Raw genomic sequence first — 17,918 nt, 5'->3', positions numbered from 1 at the left:
GCGAGATGGCTGTAGAGACGAGCAAGCCGCACACCGGCGTGAACGCGACGCCGCTGCCGGTGCCGTGGGCGGTGCAGACCCCCAACCGGATCCCCAAGCAGCGCTACTACGACCCGGAGTTCTACGCGCTGGAGAAGGAGATGTTCTGGCCGCGGGTCTGGCAGATGGCGTGCCGGCTCGAGGAGATCCCCAAGCCCGGCGATTTCGTCGAATACGAGATTCTCAACGAGTCCATCATCGTGGTGCGGCTGGACAGCCAGACCGTGCGCGCCTACCACAACGCCTGCCGGCATCGGGGCGTGAAACTGGTGGAAGGCAACGGGAATCGGCGCACCTTCGTGTGCCCGTTCCACGGATGGTGCTGGAGCCTGGACGGGCGCAACACGTTCGTGCTGCGGCCCGAGACCTTCGCGCAGGAGAATCTGGCGGCCGCCGACCTGCGACTGGTGTCGGTGCGCTGCGAACTGTGGGGCGGCTGCGCGTGGATCAACTTCGACGACGATGCGCCGGCGCTGCGCGACTGGATGGAGCCGTTCGCGTCGACCTACGACGCCTGGCGGGTCGAGTCGCTGCGGGTCGAGTGGTGGCAATCGTGCCGGCTGCCGGTGAACTGGAAACTGGCGACGGCGGCGTTCATGGAGGGCTACCACGTGCCGCAGACCCATCCTCAGCTGCTGCCGGGCGCCCAGACCGGCGAGCCTTCGGCCGCAGTACATCCCGTCGTCGCGAGCAGCCTGTACTTCATGCGCACGCTGGGCGAGGGCATGGCCGGCATGACGCACCAGAACGACATCCGCATCGCCGAGGGCCTGCAGACCATGCGGCTGCCGTCCGACCCGGCCGCCGCGATGGCGGCGTGGCGCAGCGCCCTCAACGACGCCGTCGTCGACTGGCATCGCGCCCGGGGCAGCGGCATGCCCGATCTCAACGAACTGGACCGCCGCGGGATCACCGATGCGATCGGATTCGCCTTCCCGCACCACTTCATCCTGCCGACCTACAGCAGCGCATCGTCGTATCGCATCCGGCCGCTGGGGCCCGAGGAAACCCTGTTCGAGATCTGGTCGCTGACCCGGCTGCCCGGCGACGCCTCGGCCGGCAAACCGACACCGCCGGAACCGATGGCGCCCGACGACCCGCGCTGGCCGCCGATCCCCGCCCAGGACTTCTCCAACCTGCCGCGTCAGCAGAAAGGCTTGCACTCCAAGAGCTTCGAGTTCATGCGGTTGTCCGACCGGATCGAAGGCCTGATCTCCAACTTCGAGCGGGTCATCGACGGCTTCCTGGCCGGGCTGCGCTACGACGCGCTGCTGCCGGCCATCCACAAGACCAACACCACCATCGACGTGCCGGTCGTCGACCTCGGCTTCGGCGCCGTGGAGGCGCGATGAGCGTGACGTGGGACCGCTCGGTGGATCTGCTCATCGCGGGCAGCGGCGGGGGCGGCATGGTGGCCGGGCTGGCCGCGCTGGACAGCGGGCTCGAGCCGCTGATCGTCGAGAAGCAGTCGCTGGTCGGCGGTTCGACGGGACTCTCGGGCGGCATCGTCTGGTTGCCGAACAACCCGTTGATGCGGGCCGAGGGCGTCGCCGACTCGCACCAGGACGGGCTGGCGTACCTGGCCGACGTGGTCGGCGACGTCGGTGCGGCGTCCTCCCCCGAGCGACGTGAAATGTTCCTCACCGCGGGCCACGAAATGATCAATTTCCTCACCCGCAGGGGCGTCGCGCTGATCCGCTGCGCCGGCTGGAGCGACTACTACCCGAATCACAAGGGCGGCAACGCGTCCGGCCGCGCCGTCGAGGCCGTCCCGTTCGATGCCGCGAAGCTGGGCAGCTGGAGCGGGCGGGTGCAGCCGCCGCTGGCCCGCAACTACGGATACGTGGTGCTGACCAACGAATTGCGTTCGGTGCAGTACTTCAACCGCTCGGCGCGCACGTTCGCCGTGGCGGCCCGGGTGTTCGCCCGCACCGCGGCGGCGCGGATGCGGCGCCGGCAGCTGCTCACCAACGGCGCTTCGCTGATCGCGCACATGCTCAAGGCGCTGCTGGACCTCAGCGACGGGCAACCACCGTTGTGGACGGATGCCGCGCTGACCGAGCTCGTCGTCGAGGACGGCCGAGTGGTCGGCGCGCGCATCCTGCGCGACGGCGGGGCGTGCGCCGTCGAGGCGCGCAAGGGAGTCTTGCTGGCGGCGGGCGGTTTCGGCCACAACAAGCAGATGCGCCGGCGCTACAGCGGTGACCAGCCCAATGAGGGGCAATGGTCGATCGCCAACGCCGGCGACACCGGTGAGGTGCTCGAAGCGGCGATGCGGCTGGGCGCCAAGACCGACCTGATGGACGAAGCCTGGTGGCTGCCTTCGGTTTTCATCGCCAACGGCGGGGCGGTCGCTGCCTCGCTCGGCTCGGGGCGGCAGCGGCCGGGCGCGATCTATGTCGACTCGACCGGGCGGAGGTTCTGCAACGAGTCGAACTCATACGTCGAGGTCGGCAAGGCCATGTACGCCAACAAGGCGGTGCCGTGCTGGATGATCTTCGACGACGGTTACGTGCGCCGGTACGTCACGAGCGCGAACCCGCTGAAAACCCTGCGGCGCCACCAGCCGCTGCCGGCGGAGCTGATCGAGTCCGGCGCCGTCAAGCGTGCCGCGACCATCGCCGGGCTGGCCGGCGAAACCGACCTTCCCGCAGGCGAACTCGCGCGCACCGTCGAACGCTTCAACCGGTTCGCGGCCAAGGGCCTGGACCCGGACTTCGGCCGCGGCCAGTCGGCCTACAACGACTGCCTGGGCGACCCGGGGTATCGGCCCAACGCCGCGATCGGACCCCTCGACACCGCGCCGTATTACGCCACCCGGGTGTTCCCCGCCGATGTGGGCACGTGCGGCGGCGTGATCACCAACGAGTACGCGCAGGTGCTCGACCAACAAGACCGGGTGATCGAGGGCTTGTATGCCACCGGCAACACCACCGCGACCGTGATGGGCCGCACCTATCCGGGTGCGGGGGCGAGCATCGCCAACTCGATGGTGTTCGGGTACGTCGCCGCCCGGCACGCGGCCGGCCGCAGGATCGCCGGCACGCCTCCACGCGCCATCGCCGGCGTGCCTCCGCGCCGAGTGTGCGACTAGTTTCACGCTCGGTCGCGAGCGTGAAACTAACTTCACGTTGGCGGAGAACCCTTTTCGTCCGGCTTGTCGACGAATTCGCGCGGCTTCATGCCCGACCGCATCAGCTCGGCCCGGCGCGCCTGCACGTCGGAGGCGGCGCCGACCATGTTGGTCAGGATGTGGCTGACCTGCAGGTGCACCCGCATGCCCATCAACTCCCACGCCCGCTTCACGTTGTTCTTGACCGCCATCAGTGTGGTCAACGGGATCCGGGCGATCTTGCGGGCCATCTCCTCGACGGTGTCCTCGAGGTCGTCGCGCGCCACCACCTTGTTTAGCAGCCCCCAGTCGAGGGCCTGTTGCGCGGAAAGCGTCGGCGCCAGCAGCAACCAGTCCATGGTGCGGTGCCAGTTCATCATCAGCCAGGGCTCGATCATGGTGTGCCCGCCGGGCTCGCCGAGGCTCTGGGCAAGGGGCATCTGGAAATACGCGTCCTCGGAGGCGACGCAGAAGTCGGTCAGCAAGCCGAGATAGATTCCACCGCCCATGCAGTAGCCGTGGATTTGGGAGATGGTCGGCTTGGGAAACTCCCACAGATACAGCGTCGGCCACAAGAACAGGTCGGCGGTGCCCTTGTAGAGGTCTTCGAAGGTCTCCCCGAAATCGGGATACGGGTTTTCGTCCGGGCCCCACCGGGCCACGTGGCCGCCGCAGAATCCCTTGCCGTTGGCCTTGATGATGACGACCTTGATGTCCTTGTCCCGGTCGGCCTCGTGCAGGCAGTCGTCGACCTCGGTGACCAGCACCGCGTCCTTGGTGTTGGCCTTGTCGACCCGATTGAGCACGATCCGCGCGATCGGCGGTTCCCGCTCGTAGATGACCGCTTCCAGGACGCGCCGCTCCATCAGGCAGACATTACCGGAGACCGGCCCGGCCGAAATCGGCTTTGCGCTGCTCACCGTGCTCGGGTTGCGGCCGTTTAGCGGTCCGGGGCGGCGATAGGCTAGGCTGGTCGCAACGTTGGCGTCACTGTCACGAGCACAGTCATGAACACTGACATGAACCGCCAACCCGTCGTGGAAAGTTTCTCATCCCACCGGTGCCGGCGCCGTAGACCGCGCCCGGCACCCGGATGATCCGTGCATCCCGCACTGGCTTGTCTCGCGGCGATCGATTTTGCCAGCCGGCAATCTCGCCACCTCGCGCCGGTCCGCGGGACGTCCTCGTCTCCCACCCGGCGCTGCCTGAAAGGCACCGAAAAGTGACCACCCCCAAGACTTTTGCCGATCTCGGCGTGCCCGCCCGGATCGTGGATGCGCTGACGGCGCGCGGTATCACGAGCCCGTTCCCCATCCAGGCCGAAACCCTGCCCGACACCCTTGCCGGGCGAGATGTGCTGGGCCGCGGGAAAACCGGCAGCGGCAAGACGCTCGCGTTCTCGATTCCGCTCGTCGGCCGGCTGTCCACCGGAAACCGCCGTCCCGCCCGGCCAACGGGTTTGGTGCTGGCACCCACCCGGGAGCTGGCGACGCAGATCACCGCGACGCTCGAGCCGTTGGCGGCGGCGGCTGGCCTGCGGGTCAGCACGATCTTCGGCGGCGTCTCGCAACACCGCCAGGTGGCCGCGCTGAAGGCCGGAGTGGACATCGTGGTGGCCTGCCCCGGCCGGCTCGAGGATCTGATGCGGCAGCGTTTGATCACCCTGGAGGCGGTGCGGGTGACCGTGATCGACGAGGCGGATCACATGGCCGATCTCGGCTTTCTGCCCGGCGTCACCCGGATTCTGGCCGCCACGCCCAATGATGGCCAGCGGCTGCTGTTTTCGGCGACGCTGGACAACGGGGTGGACAAGCTGGTCACCCGGTTCCTCCGCGACGCGGTGCTGCACTCCGTCGACGAGGCCAATTCGCCCGTGTCCGAGATGACCCATCATGTGTTCCATGTCGACAGCGTGCAGGCGAAGAAGGAGTTGGTGCACCGGCTCGCTTCGGGCACCGGGCGCCGAATCCTGTTCCTGCGCACCAAACATCAAGCGCGCAAGCTCGCCAGGCAACTCACCGAATCGGGGGTTCCCTCGGTCGACCTACACGGCAACCTGTCCCAGCCCGCGCGGGAGCGCAACCTGGCCATGTTCGCCGCCGGCAGCGCCCGGGTGCTGGTCGCGACGGACATCGCGGCGCGCGGCGTGCACGTCGACGAGGTCGAGCTCGTCGTGCACATCGACCCGCCCAGCGAGCACAAGTCCTATCTGCACCGGTCCGGGCGCACCGCGCGGGCCGGCAGCGCCGGCGACGTCGTCACGGTGGTGCTGCCCGAGCAGCGCGAACACACCCGGGCGCTGATGCGCAAGGCCGGTATCGACGTCGCACCCCAGCGGGTGACCGCCGGCTCGGAGGCGGTGCACGCACTCGTCGGCCCGATCGCGCCCCCGAAGCCGCCCGCGGCCGCCGGTGTGCCGTCGCACCCGGCCGGGCCGCATCGGCCGGCTGCCGCGGGACAACGGCGCCGGCGCAGCGGCCGGTCGGCGAGGACGACCGCGGCGCACGCCGCCGTCCCGCACCGGCCGCCGCACCGGCCGGCGACCCGACCGTCGCCGCGCCAGCCGCGCCCAGGGCAGCGCGGGATAGGCTGCGGCTCAACGCCTCTCAACCATCGGCTCGGATTGACAGGCCCGGGCCAGCAGCCACGCCTGGCCGTCCGCCTCTCCGGCGGCGATCGGCTCCAGATCGGCGAACGCGGCGGTGAGTTCGCCGGGCGCCGCGCGGAACGGGCCCGGGCCGGCTCCCACCTCGCTGAGCACGGCGATGGCCAGCAGCCCGCCCGGCGCCAGCCGTTCGACGATGGCCCGGTCGAGGCGGCGGTCGCGGAACTTGCAGCAGACGATGACGTCGGCGGGTGGCCCTACCGGCAGCCCGCGGTCGAGATCGGCGACGTCGAAGCGGCACCGCTCGCCCACCCCGGCGCGCCGGGCCAGGTCCCGCGCCTGGCCGATCGCCACCGGCGAGACGTCCAGGCCCAGCACGCGCAGCCCGCGCAACGCCAACCACACCGCCGAGGTCCCCTGCCCGCAGGCCAGGTCCAGCGCCCGCCCTGCGGCCGGGAACACGTCCGCGTGGCGCGCGAAAACACCGGGCGGCGCAACCGAACTCAGCGGCGGCGGGCCGTTCGCCGCGTACCGCTCGTCCCAGCGATGCCGGTCGGCTTCGCCCATCCGCATCTCCTCCGCCCAGCCACTCTAGGCCCGGCCGCCGCGTGCTGACCGGACGGCACTCGCTGTCGGCGGCGGGCTCATTCCTACACTCGACGGGTGCCCGAAGATGCGTCATCGCCGGTCATCGCCGGCGGCGCCCCCACCGGACCGGCGCGTCGATCCGACCGCCGGCCCGGACAGACGATCCGCAAAGTGCTCGACGCCGGGTTGCAGGAGTTGCGGGAATCGTCCTACGCCGGCTTGACGATGCGCGCCGTGGCGACCCGCGCCGGGGTATCACCGGCCAGCGCCTACACCTACTTTCCGTCGAAGAGCGCCCTGGTGGCGGCGGTGTACCTGCGCTTTCTGCGCGACCTGCCGGTGCACACCGACGTCAACGAGACGGCCCAGAGCAGGGTCAGCGCGACGCTGCGGGACATGGCGGTGGTGGTCGCCGATGAGCCGGAGTTGACCGCCGCCTGCGGTGCGGCGCTGATGGCCGACGATCCGGCGGTCAAGCCGCTGCGGGAGCAGATCGGCGAGGAGGTGTCCCGGCGGATCGCGGCCGCGTTGGGGCCGGGCTGGCCGCGCGCCGTCAAGTCCACCCTGCAGATGACCTTCTCGGGTGCGCTGATGACAGCCCGGTTCGTCAGCTTCGCCGAGATCTCCGGACAGCTCGACGAGGCCGTCGGCCTCATCCTGGGCGCCGCGCGGGCGTCATGAACACACGAAATCGACTGTCCTGCAGGCTGGTTCGCGCTAGCCGGTGCTGACCAGGGTGCGCGACGGCCGGCCGGCGCGAAGGAACTGACCGTATCGCTGCTTGCCCAGCTGCGGCGCGGCCCGACCGGAGCCGAACGCGAGCTTCCCGGCCACCAGCACCGCGGTGACCGTGTCGTCGTTGCGGTTCACCATCCGCGACAACCCGCCGTAGGACGCAACCGGATGCTCGGCATAGCGGTCGAGCGACTCGTCGAGTCTGGCGGGATCGATGACGACGATGTCGGCGCGGTCGCCCACGCGCAGGGTGCCGGCGTCGATGCCGTACCACCGCCCGAGTTCGCCGGTGAGCCGGTGCACGGCGTGCTCCATGGAGATGAAGGGCTTACCGGCTTTCTGGGCGTCGTGCGCGTGCCGCAGCAGCCGCAGCCCGGAGTTGTAGAACGCCATGTTGCGCAGGTGCGCCCCGGCGTCGGAGAACCCCATCTGAACGGTGGGGCTCTGGGCCATCTTCCGCAGCACCTCGGGGCGATGGTTGGAGATCGTGGTGCGCCAGCGCAGCCGCTCGCCGTGCTCGACGACCAGGTCCAGGAACGCGTCGACCGGGTGAAGGGCGCCGCGCTCCAGGCCGACCTGCCCGAACGACTTGCCGACGACGGCCTGCTCGGGGCAGGCCACGATCTCGGCGTCGAAGAAGTCGCGGTGCCACACCCGGGGCCCGAATCTGCTGTCGTAGTCCTTGCGGAACCGGCGCCGGTATCCTTCGTCCCGCATCAGCCGATTGCGCTCGATCTCGGTCTGCAGGTGCAGGGCCGCGGCGCCGGAACCGAACTCCTCGAACACCACCAGCGAAATCCCGTCCGCGTACACCTCGAACGGCACCGGCAGGTGCTGCCAGCGGAAGTCGCCGCCAAGGGCATTGACGACCCGGGCGAGCCGGTCCATCACGTGGATCACGAACGGTATGGCCTTGATGTCGGCCGCCGACAGCAGGCTGGTCTTCAGCCGCGGCCGGCCGATCCCGAGGGACGTCATCAGCTGCGACAGCACCGACAGCGGATTCGTGATGTCCGGCCCCGACTGCAGGATCTTGTCGCGCCGCCGCAGGATCGAGTTCAGCCGGCGCAGCTCGCGCGGCGCGGCGTAGGTCGAGGGCAGGGTGCGCGACCGGCACACCTCGCCGTCGAGCTTGTCGAACAACAGCTGCTGCGAGGACATCCCGACGAACCCCTCGTCGAGTGCCTCGTTGAGCATCGTCTCCATCCGGGCCAGTTCGGCCGCGGACGGCCGGACGTCCTTGCGGGTCGCCCGGTCCAGTCCCATGGTGGCGGCGCGCATGTCCGAATGCCCGATGAACGCCGCGACGTTCGGGCCCAGATTGCGCCGTTCGAGTTCGGCCACGTACTCCTTGGGGTTGGTCCAGGACCGGGCCGCCTTTAGGTGCTCGATGACGTAGCGCCGCGGGATCGCCTCCACCCGGCCGAAGATGTCACCCGCGTCGACGTTGTCCAGGTAGACCGTCGACAGCGAGCACGAGCCCAGCAGCACCGTGGTCACACCGTGCCGCAACGACTCGGAAAGCTCCGGCTCACAAAGTATTTCGACGTCGTAGTGGGTGTGGATGTCGATGATGCCGGGGATCACCCATTGGCCGGAGGCGTCGATGACGGTCGCGCCGGCGGTGTCCAGCGGCCCCGCGGCGATCGTGACGACGCGGCCGTCGCGCACGCCGATGTCCCGCATTGCCGACGGTCCGCCCGTCCCGTCGAACCAGCGCCCGTTGGTGATCACGGTGTCGTAGCCCATCGGTCGGCCTTTCTGTCCAGCCGGCACGCCGGAAGAGATTCGCAGTGATCATACACAATGGGGATAGTGTCTTGCCGGGTTGCGGGCGCCCCGACGCGTGGGTTAGCCAGCGACGATCCGGCGGTGACGGAGGCTAAGATCCAGCTGTGGGGATCACCGGCTACGAGTTTGCCATCGGGTAATCATGCGCAGTCATGGCTGGGCGGGAAACACGCCGGCATCCGATGCGGAGGCGATCGAGCGCATCCTCGACGCCGCCGACCGGATCATCGCCGAACGCGGGTCGGCGTTGCGGATCGCCGACGTGGCGCGGGCACTGGGCGTGACCCGGCAGACGGTCTACCGCTACTTCCCGGGGACGCAGGCGTTGTTGGTGGCCTCGGCGATGCGGTCGGCCGACGGCTTCCTGGACCGGATGGCGGCCCATCTCGACGGCGTGACCGATCCGGTGGTGGCGATCACCGAGGGGATGGCGTTCGCCGTCGAGGAGCTGGCCTCCGACCACCAGGTCGAGTTCGTCCTCAACCAGCGCCACCGCGGCGGCCAGAAGGTGTCGATCATCTCCGACACCGCGTTGGCGTTCGGCCGATCCATGCTACACCGTTACGACATCGACTGGGAGAGTTACGGTTTCGACGAAGCCGGGCTGGAAGAGCTGAACGAGTTCTCGTTGCGGGTGCTGCATTCCTTCCTCACGGACCCGGGCCGTCCGCCGCGCACCGGCGCGGATCTGCGGCGCTACCTGACCCGCTGGATCGGGCCGGCGATCGCCTACCCGCAGTTGCTCCGCGCGATGGACGCGCTGGGCGCCGCCGAGCCGCAGCAACGCCCCCGCCGGCGGGCGTCGAAAGCGTCCTGAGCACCCACGCCGGCATTCCAGGCCCAGGCCCCCAAGGCCCCCAAGGCCCCCAAGGCCCCGGCGCGGTGACCATACATGTGCACCAATATGTCCGTCCCGGGTGCCCGCGAGGCCGGCCGGTGGTTGTCTTCGTCACAGCACGATCGCCCGGCGCGCGCCGGCGGCCGTGCTGTGGCAGGATCGCGATGTGAAGGCGCGTCTCCTCGCTGGCTTGAGTTGTGCTGTGCTGTCGCCGTTTTCGGCGCTGCTCCTCGGTCCGGCGCTCGTCGGTCCGGCCGCGCCGGCGGCCGCGGATTCGTGCCCTGACGTCGAGGTGGTGTTCGCTCGCGGCACCTCCGAACCTCCCGGCGTCGGACGGATCGGCCAGAGCTTCGTCGACACGCTGCGGTCGCGCCTCGGCGCGAAGTCCGTGGGCGTCTACCCGGTCAACTACCCCGCCACCACCGACTTCCCCACCGCCGCCGACGGCATCAGCGATGCCGGCGCCCACGTTCAGCAGATGGCCGCGAATTGCCCCCGGACCAAGATGGTGCTGGGCGGCTACTCCCAGGGCGCCGCGGTGATGGGCTTCGTCACCGAAAGTGCGGTGCCGGACGGGGTCCAGCTGGTGCAGTCGCTGCAGCCGATGCCGGCGGCCGTCGCCAACCACGTGGCGGCCGTTGCCCTGTTCGGCAAGCCGTCGGCGCAGTTCATGAGCATCATCAACGAGCCGCCGGTCACCATCGGGCCGCTGTATGCCGCCAAGACCATCGAATTGTGCGTGCCGGGCGACCCGATCTGTTCCGGGGCGGTGAACCCGGCCGCGCATCGGCAGTACGTCGAGGCGGGAATGGTCGATCAGGCGGTCGACTTCACCGCCGGCCGGGTGTAGGCCGCAATCGTCGGCACGTCCGGATCCGGCGGGTCATGGCGTCGCCGCCGCGCCGATCATCGTGTGCACCTCCTCGATCGACCACGGCCCGGCCCGATGATGATCGCGGTAGCCCAGCAGGCGCGGTGTTTGACGGTCGAAGCTGCCCACGAAACCGCCTGCGGCGACAAGGATCTGGCCCGTGACGTCGCGCGCCAAGTCGCTGACGAGGTAACCGTAGACCGGCGCCACGAAGGCGGGCGGGGCGCTGTCCAGCGAGGCCTGCTTGGTCATGTCGTCGAGCAGCCCGCGACGGTGCAGGTCCTCGATGTGTCGTTCGTAGTCGGCGCCGGTGGACAGCCGTGTCCGGGCGCCGGGACACACCACGTTGGCCCGGACGCCGTAGGCCTTCAATTCGGCGGCGATGGCCATGGTCAGAGCGTTGACGGCACCCTTGCCCGCCGGGTAGCCGGTCCCGCCGTAGTCGCCCAGGAACGCCACCGAGCTGGTGTTGACGATGGACCCGTGCCGCTGCTCGACCATGACCGGGGCGGCCGCCCGGCAGGTGTGGAAAGCGGTGCCCAGGTGGGCGCCGATGAGGTGGTCGAATTCGTCGGCGGTGATGTTCAGGATCGACGAGCCCGCGGGTTCGGCGATGCCGGCGCAGTTGATCAAGGCGTCCAGCCGCCCGAACGCGCCGATGCACTCGTCGACGAGGCTTCGGGCGATGCGCTCGTCGTCGGCGGCGCCCACCACCGCGGTGGCCCGCCCCCCGGCCGCGGTGATCGCCGCAACCGTCTCCTGCACGGCCTGCGGGTCGCGGCCGTTGACGACCACCCCGGCGCCCAGGCCGGCCAGCAGTTCGGCGACCGCGCGCCCGATGCCGCGGCTGCCGCCCGACACCACCGCGCCGCGCCCGGACAGTAACGCGTCGGCGCCGCTCACCGCGGCCACCGCCCAGCGCCGGCTTGCGGGCGAGGTAAAACCTTGCGCGCGAATGATTTTCGCGATTGGATGCCGGCGAGCCGCCCGGCAGGGATGTCGAACATTAGCCGAACAGTACCCAGCCGTCGCGAAAATGAGAACCGGCGCTGCCGGCCAACCGGATGGTCGGGCACCTACGCGACTGCCGGGTGCGCGGCCGCGCCGAAAATCCGAACGGATACGCCCCCGCGCACACCGGCGTGAAACGGGTCACCGAGGGCCGTCGGGACCCCACACCAGGCTGCGACGCTGTTTGCTCACGGCCAATCCGGACGGCACGGAGCACTGGTGACGCGGCCGCCGGGCCATCCCCGGGCCTTGCTGGGCCGGCGCTGATACACGTCGGAAACTGTTAAGAAAAGCCCGCAATCTGCTGCCGTGAGCGATCGCCGGGTGCGGCGATGGGGCGTATAGTCGCCACTGAAGTCCGTTATGGACGCGTCGCCGTTTAGCTAAAAGCGGCCCAGTCAGCCGCACGGCTACTGAGCTTGGTATGGCTCCGGCGATCCACGATCCGAGTCACCTTCCTGCTAGTCCGTGCGACGGGTAATCGACCGTCCGGCGGATAAGGATGCAGTGGAGGCGACCGTGCGCATCGCTGCGAGGTCCCGCTGCACGACTCGAGGAGTGAGTCAGCAATGCAAACTTGTTCCCGCGCAGTTGTTTACCCGATTCGTCGAGTGAAGAGGTGCGCCAGCCTATGACCAACGCAATCGCTCCGACACCTACAACTGCCCGGCCCACCACCCAATCCGACGATTCGTACGAAGACGTCGTCGAGATGTTCCTGGAACTGCGCCGGATGCCCGCGGAATCGCACGAGTACTGCCGTCAGCGTGAGCGCATCGTGGCCCGATGCCTGCCCCTGGCCGATCACGTGGCCAGCCATTTCGCCCGCCGCGGCGAGGGTCTCGACGACTTGGTCCAGGTCGCGCGGCTGGGGCTGATGAACGCCGTCAACCGCTTCGATCCGGCGAAGGGCCCCAGCTTCATCGGGTTCGCCGTGCCCACCATGATGGGCGAGGTCCGCCGCTATTTCCGTGACTACAGCTGGGGGATGCGGGTGCCCCGGCGGCTGCGCGAGTTGCACGTGCAGATCAGCAGGACGACCGCCGACCTCGCCCAGCAGCTCGGCCGGGCGCCGAACGCCGGCGAGCTGTCGCAGGTGCTCGAGGTTCCGCGGGAAGAGATCGTCGAATGCCTGGTCGCCGGCGACGCCTATCGCCTCGACTCGTTGGATGCGCCGCAGGGTGCGGACAGTTCCGGGACGCCGCGCTCGGTGGCCGACTCGGTGGGCGACATCGACCCGCAGATCGAGCACATCACCAACCGGGAAGCGCTGCGGGTCCTGGTCGCCACCCTGCCGCACCGCGAACGCGAGGTGTTGCGGATGCGGTTCTTCGAATCCATGACGCAGAGCCAGATAGCCGAGCGGATCGGCGTCTCGCAGATGCAGGTCTCCCGCATCCTGGCAAACACCCTGCGCTGCCTGCGCGACCAACTCGAGTAAACCGTTCATACCAGGAGTGCTCCGCGGCATTCGCTGCCGCGGAGCACTGTACTGTGCGATGCGGAAGACGAACCCGACTGTGTCGCCGGGAAGGTCGCCAGGAAGCCTGGAAGGGAGCTCGATGCGATGAGGACTTCACGTGCGGTGATCGCGGGGGTGGCGGCGACGACGGCGCTGGCCGTGTCGGTCGCCGGGTGCGGCAGCAACAACAGGTCGCAGCCTTCGACGTCGAAGACCGGATCCGCCACCTCGTCGACCTCGGCCACCAGCCCCGCCGCGGCACCGCCCTCGTCGCCGGCGCCGGCGACGCCCAACGAGTACGCCAAGCTGCTCATCCAGGCGAGCGACATCAACGCGCCGGTCCCCTTCACCGGCGCTCCACCGACCGACAACCCCAACGGCCAGCCCGGCGTGTCCACCACCTTCAAAGACGAGGACGGCAGCCACGCCATCAAGATCACCATCGGCATCTACGACGACCCCGGCGCCGCGACCAACGCGTTGAACGCGGCGAAGGGCCAGCAGGGCGCCGTGGTCAAAGACCCCAGCACGCAGCCGTCCAACATCGGCAGCGGCGGCACGATGCTGATGGGTAACGCACCCGACCGCAGCAAGGGTGTGGTGGTACTGCTGTTCACCGAGGGCAAGGCGCTGGCGACGCTGGAGTTCGACGGTCCCACCGACACGCTGGCCCCGCCCGAATTCGTCAACGACGTCGGCCAGAAGCAGGACGCGGCCATCAAGAAGGGGCTGGGCGGCTAGCTCGCGGCTGCGGAGGGGGCGCGACGTGAACGTCATCAACGGGATGCCGGCCCATGCGCTGCTGGTGCATTTCGTGCTGGTGCTGGTGCCGCTGACGGCGCTGCTGGACATCGTGTGCGGGCTCTGGCCGGCGGCGCGGCGCGGGCAGCTGATGCTGCTGACGCTGATCCTGGCCGTGGTCACGATGGCGCTGACGCCGATCACCATCGACGCCGGGGGATGGCTGTACGACCAGCGGGCCAACCCCAGCCCCATCCTGCAGGAGCACGCCACCCTGGGCAGTGCGATGACCTACTTTTCCGCCGCCCTGCTGGCGGTCGCGATCGTGCTGGCACTGCTGGGCCTGATCGAACGCCGGTCGGACAAGCGGCGTCTGCTGACCCGCGGCGTCGTCGCGGTCCTGGCGCTGGGCATCGGCATCGCCTCGATGGTCCAGATCTACCGGGTGGGTGACGCTGGGGCCCAATCGGTTTGGGGCGGCGAGATAGCGCACCTGAAAAAGGCGCACCCGGGATAACGGTCCCCGGATCAGCCGGTCGGGGTGAGCAGAAACAGCCGAAATCGCCGCGCACCCGCGAGTTCTTGGGCCAGACCGTAATTCGGCCAGTGCGCCAGCGCGGCGGCCCAGGCCGCGTCGCGCTCTTGTCCACTGAGCAGCTGCACCGCCGCGACGAAACGATGCCCCCGCCTGCGCACCGTGACCCGTTGTGCCGCTTCGAGATTCGCCGACCACGACGGGTGCCGCCGGCGTCCCCAGTTCGAACCGACCAACAACAGACCGTCACGAAAAGGGACGTACTGCACCGTCGCGCTTCGGGCGAGACCGGTCTTGCGTCCCGAGACGGTGATCCGCACATTCGGCAGACCGGCGAGGTCGAGCACTCCCAGCCGCCCCTTCGTGGCGAACCGCAGCAGCGCCTCCAGACCCTCGACGATCGGCCGCCCGCAGCCCATCAGCAGGCGGTAGACCGCCCGGCTGCGGGCCAACCGCTGCAGCGAATTCATGCCACGACTGTATTCGCCGTGAGCCGCCTGCAGGCGTCAGCGCGATGAAATGCCGTCGACGCGCCCACCTTTGACCGAGGCAGCCCGGCCCCACCCGGGTCCGCCTGGCGTCGCCCGCGGTGCGACGCCTGCCCTCGCCCGCGGTGCGACGGTAAATAAATTGCTTGATTTAACACGAGGGTGGGTGTTCACTGAGGCGATGACCGCCGAGCGCATCGCTCGTTCCGACAGATCGACGGGCACCCGAGAGGCCATCCTGTCGGCCGCCGAGGTGTTGTTCGCCGAGCGCGGGATGTACGCCGTGTCGAACCGGCAGATCAGCGAAGCCGCCGGGCAGGGCAACAACGCCGCCGCCTGCTACCACTTCGGCACCCGGGTCGATCTGCTCCGGGCCATCGAGGGCAAGCACCGCCAGCCGATCGAGAAGCTGCGCGCGCAGATGTTGGCCGCCGTCGGCGATTCCACCGAGCTGCGCGACTGGGTGGGCACGCTGGTGCGCCCGCTGACCGACCACCTGTCCGCGCTGGGCACCCCCAGCTGGTATGCCCGGTTCGCCGCCCAGGCCATGGCCGATCCCAGCTACCGCCACGTGGTCACCAAGGACGCGCTGAGTTCGCCGTTGCTGGTGCGCACCCTCGACGGCATCAACCGCTGCCTTCCCGAGCTGCCCCGGCGGGTGCGGGCCGAGCGCACGGTCATGGTGCGCAACCTTCTCATGCACACCTGCGCCGAGCACGAGGGCGCGCTGGCCGAACACGGGCCGCGGTCCCGGTCGGCGTGGCCGGTCGCCGCGGAAGGGCTGATCGACGCCATCGTCGGGCTGTGGCGAGCGCCGGTGCACGTGGCGGCCGCGGCCGGTCCCACGGGGCAGACCACGGCACCGGCCACCGGGCAGACCGATCACCGAGGAGCACGATGACGCAGCCGTCGACCGACGCCGACACCGACATTCCGGACTTCCCGATGACGCGGGCCCCGGGCTGCCCGTTCGCCCCGCCACCGAAGGTGTTGCAGCTCAACGCCGACAAGCAGCTGAGCAGGGTGCGGATCTGGGCCGGCAGCACCCCGTGGCTGGTCCACGGCTACCAGGCGATCCGCGCGTTGTTCGCCGATGCGCGCACCAGTGTGGACGACCGCCTGCCCGGTTATCCGCACTGGAACGAGGGCATGCTCGCCACGGTGCACAAGCGGCCGCGTTCGGTGTTCACCTCCGACGCCGAGGAGCACACCAGGTTTCGCCGGATGCTGTCCAAACCGTTCACCTTCAAGCGGGTGGAGGCGCTGCGGCCGGCGGTGCAGAAGATCACCGATGACCACATCGACGCGCTGCTGAGGGGTCCGAACCCGGGCGACATCGTCAGCACCGTCTCGCTGCCGGTCCCCTCGCTGGTCATCAGCGAACTGCTGGGGGTGCCGTACGAGGACGCGGAGTTCTTCCAGACCCAAGCCCAGCGCGGCATGGGCCGGTACGCGACCGAGGAGGACACCGCTCAGGGCGCGGCCTCGTTGGCGAAGTATCTGGCCAACCTGGTCCGGGCCAAAATGCAAAGTCCCTCAGAGGATTTGGTGTCCGACCTGGCGGAGCGGGTCAACGCCGAAGAGATCAGCGTGCGCGAGGCCGCGCAGCTGGCCACCGGCGTGCTGATCGCGGGCCATGAGACCACCGCGAACATGATCAGCCTCAGTGTGGCGGCGTTGCTCGAGCATCCCGACCAGCGTGCGCTGTTGTGCGACACCGACGACCCCAAGGTCATCGCCACCGCGGTCGAAGAGCTGATGCGCTACCTGAGCATCATCCAGACCGGGCAGCGGCGCATCGCCATCGAGGACATCGAGATCGGCGGTGAGACGATCCGGGCCGGCGAGGGCATCATCCTCGACGTCGCTCCCGCGAATTGGGATGCCCGCCAATTCCCCAACCCGGACCGGCTGGACCTGCGCCGCGAAGACGGGCCCCACGTCGGGTTCGGTTACGGTCGCCACCAATGCGTGGGTCAGCAGCTGGCCCGGATGGAACTGCAGATCGTCCTGCCCACGTTGCTGCGCCGCGTCCCCACACTGCGCCTCGCCGCGCCGCTGGACGAACTGCCGTTCAAACACGACGCACTGGCCTACGGCCTCTACGAGCTGCCCGTGACATGGTGAAGCCCAACCTGACCCTCGAAATCCCCGATCTGCGAGGCAAATTCGCCGTCGTGACGGGGGCCAACAGCGGCTTGGGGTTCGGGCTGGCCAAGCGGCTTGCGGCCGCGGGCGCCGAGGTGGTGCTGGCGGTCCGCGACCCGGCCAAGGGCGACCAGGCGGTGGCCGCGATCCGGCGGGAGGTCCCCCAGGCCAAGTTCACGATCCGCCAGCTGGACCTGTCGTCGCTGCGCAGCGTGGCCGCGCTGGGTGAACAGCTGACCGCCGAGGGGCGTCCGATCGACATCTTGATCAAACAACGCCGGCGTGATGGCCCCGCCCCGGCGGCAGCAGACCAGCGACGGATTCGAATTACAGTTCGGCACAAACCATCTCGGGCACTTCGCGTTGACGGGACGGCTGCTGGCGCTGCTGCGCGCCGCGGACTCCGCCCGGGTGGTCACCGTCAGCAGTATCGCCGCCACCCAGCGCAAACTCGACTTCGCCGACGTGAACGCCGAACACGTCTACCAACCCATGTACAGCTACGGGGTGGCCAAACTGGCACAGCTGATGTTCGCCGTGGAGCTGGACCGGCGCAGCCGGCTCGGCGGTTGGGGTCTGATGTCCAACGCCGCGCACCCCGGACTGGCCAAGACCAATCTGCTCAGCGGCGCCTCCTACGGCCGCAGCGCGCCGACATTGCAGGCTCGCCTCACCCGGCTGACGTGGCGGCTGCTGCCGTTCATGTGGCTCGACATCGACGAGGCCGTCAAGCCGACGCTGTATGCCGCGGTGTCACCGGATGCGCAGGGCGCTCGCTACTATGGCCCGCGCGGGTTCTACGAAACCGCCAGGGGCGGCGTGACTTTCGCGCGCGTGCCGCCGCTGGCGCGCAGCGAGCCCGAGATGGCGCGGTTGTGGCGGCTCTCCGAACAGCTCAGCGGCGTCGACTATCCCGGCTGAACCGCAGCAACGACCACGAAGGGACGATGGTGT

The 17,918-nt window shown here is 69.3% G+C and carries 15 protein-coding genes and 2 pseudogenes; 12 read left to right on the top strand and 5 right to left on the bottom strand.

The window, feature by feature from the left end:
* Positions 1–5: 5 nt before the first annotated feature.
* Together NF20_RS03425 and NF20_RS03420 are read left to right on the top strand one after the other, a co-directional pair.
* Positions 6–1,391 carry an aromatic ring-hydroxylating oxygenase subunit alpha gene (locus NF20_RS03425; protein WP_023861700.1) on the top strand — a complete coding sequence of 462 codons (1,386 nt, stop codon included), beginning with the start codon at positions 6–8 and terminating at the stop codon, positions 1,389–1,391.
* Positions 1,388–3,133: an FAD-binding protein gene (locus NF20_RS03420; RefSeq protein WP_033712519.1), complete on the top strand. Its 1,746-nt coding sequence runs from the start codon at positions 1,388–1,390 to the stop codon at positions 3,131–3,133. The genes NF20_RS03425 and NF20_RS03420 overlap by 4 nt, the downstream gene beginning before the upstream one ends.
* 32 nt (positions 3,134–3,165) lie before the next feature.
* Here the strand turns inward: NF20_RS03420 and NF20_RS03415 are convergent, their stop codons facing one another.
* On the bottom strand, positions 3,166–4,017 hold the full coding sequence (locus NF20_RS03415) for an enoyl-CoA hydratase-related protein (protein ID WP_003877871.1): 852 nt from the start codon (positions 4,015–4,017) through the stop codon (positions 3,166–3,168).
* A gap of 356 nt (positions 4,018–4,373) precedes the next feature.
* On the opposite strand from NF20_RS03415, the pseudogene NF20_RS03410 reads away from it, so the two are divergent.
* Positions 4,374–5,739: pseudogene (locus NF20_RS03410) on the top strand (DEAD/DEAH box helicase).
* Between the two features lie 8 nt (positions 5,740–5,747).
* On the opposite strand, the gene NF20_RS03405 reads toward NF20_RS03410, so the two are convergent.
* A complete protein-coding gene (locus NF20_RS03405) occupies positions 5,748–6,323 on the bottom strand; it encodes an SAM-dependent methyltransferase (protein WP_019734396.1) in 576 nt (191 codons plus the stop codon).
* 96 nt (positions 6,324–6,419) lie between these two features.
* Here NF20_RS03405 and NF20_RS03400 point away from each other — a divergent pair, with 96 nt between their 5' ends.
* Entirely contained in the window at positions 6,420–7,025 is a 606-nt protein-coding gene (locus tag NF20_RS03400) for a TetR/AcrR family transcriptional regulator (protein WP_023899889.1), read from the top strand.
* 36 nt (positions 7,026–7,061) lie between these two features.
* On the opposite strand, the gene NF20_RS03395 is transcribed toward NF20_RS03400, so the two are convergent.
* Positions 7,062–8,828, bottom strand: a complete 1,767-nt coding sequence (locus NF20_RS03395; RefSeq protein ID WP_033711230.1) for an N-acyl-D-amino-acid deacylase family protein — start codon at positions 8,826–8,828, stop codon at positions 7,062–7,064.
* A 184-nt stretch (positions 8,829–9,012) separates the two neighbouring features.
* Between NF20_RS03395 and NF20_RS03390 the strand changes: the two genes are divergently transcribed.
* Complete coding sequence (locus tag NF20_RS03390; protein WP_009977106.1) at positions 9,013–9,687, top strand: TetR/AcrR family transcriptional regulator; 675 nt, start codon at positions 9,013–9,015, stop codon at positions 9,685–9,687.
* A gap of 223 nt (positions 9,688–9,910) precedes the next feature.
* A complete protein-coding gene (locus NF20_RS03385) occupies positions 9,911–10,558 on the top strand; it encodes a cutinase family protein (RefSeq protein WP_031345033.1) in 648 nt (215 codons plus the stop codon).
* Positions 10,559–10,591: 33 nt separating this feature from the next.
* On the opposite strand, the gene NF20_RS03380 is transcribed toward NF20_RS03385, so the two are convergent.
* A complete protein-coding gene (locus NF20_RS03380) occupies positions 10,592–11,491 on the bottom strand; it encodes an SDR family NAD(P)-dependent oxidoreductase (RefSeq protein WP_023861708.1) in 900 nt (299 codons plus the stop codon).
* 730 nt (positions 11,492–12,221) lie between these two features.
* Here NF20_RS03380 and NF20_RS03375 point away from each other — a divergent pair.
* From NF20_RS03375 to NF20_RS03365, 3 genes are all read left to right on the top strand, one after another.
* Entirely contained in the window at positions 12,222–13,031 is an 810-nt protein-coding gene (locus tag NF20_RS03375) for a SigB/SigF/SigG family RNA polymerase sigma factor (protein WP_019733499.1), read from the top strand.
* A 126-nt stretch (positions 13,032–13,157) separates the two neighbouring features.
* The gene (locus NF20_RS03370; protein WP_031348006.1) at positions 13,158–13,793 is read left to right on the top strand and encodes a hypothetical protein; all 636 of its coding nucleotides are present in this window, start codon (positions 13,158–13,160) and stop codon (positions 13,791–13,793) included.
* A gap of 25 nt (positions 13,794–13,818) precedes the next feature.
* Positions 13,819–14,310 carry a DUF2231 domain-containing protein gene (locus NF20_RS03365; protein WP_019733501.1) on the top strand — a complete coding sequence of 164 codons (492 nt, stop codon included), beginning with the start codon at positions 13,819–13,821 and terminating at the stop codon, positions 14,308–14,310.
* A gap of 11 nt (positions 14,311–14,321) precedes the next feature.
* Here the strand turns inward: NF20_RS03365 and NF20_RS03360 are convergent, their stop codons facing one another.
* Positions 14,322–14,798, bottom strand: a complete 477-nt coding sequence (locus NF20_RS03360) for a nitroreductase family deazaflavin-dependent oxidoreductase (RefSeq protein ID WP_019733502.1) — start codon at positions 14,796–14,798, stop codon at positions 14,322–14,324.
* Positions 14,799–14,982: 184 nt separating this feature from the next.
* Here NF20_RS03360 and NF20_RS03355 point away from each other — a divergent pair, with 184 nt between their 5' ends.
* The 3 genes and pseudogenes from NF20_RS03355 to NF20_RS03345 all read left to right on the top strand — a co-directional run bounded on the left by NF20_RS03355 (position 14,983) and on the right by NF20_RS03345 (position 17,885).
* Positions 14,983–15,717 (top strand): TetR family transcriptional regulator, encoded by a 735-nt coding sequence (locus tag NF20_RS03355; RefSeq protein WP_023871318.1) that lies wholly within the window; start codon positions 14,983–14,985, stop codon positions 15,715–15,717.
* A complete protein-coding gene (locus tag NF20_RS03350) occupies positions 15,714–16,943 on the top strand; it encodes a cytochrome P450 (protein WP_033711225.1) in 1,230 nt (409 codons plus the stop codon). The genes NF20_RS03355 and NF20_RS03350 overlap by 4 nt, the downstream gene beginning before the upstream one ends.
* A pseudogene (locus NF20_RS03345) lies at positions 16,937–17,885 on the top strand (SDR family oxidoreductase). Before NF20_RS03350 ends, NF20_RS03345 begins: the two are co-directional and overlap by 7 nt.
* Positions 17,886–17,918: the final 33 nt, after the last annotated feature.

Origin of the sequence: Mycobacterium sp. MAC_080597_8934 (assembly GCF_000523975.1) — a bacterium.
Lineage (GTDB): Bacteria > Actinomycetota > Actinomycetes > Mycobacteriales > Mycobacteriaceae > Mycobacterium > Mycobacterium avium.
The sequence above is the reverse complement of the archived record's forward strand: the minus strand, read 5'-3'. Positions and strand labels throughout refer to the sequence as shown.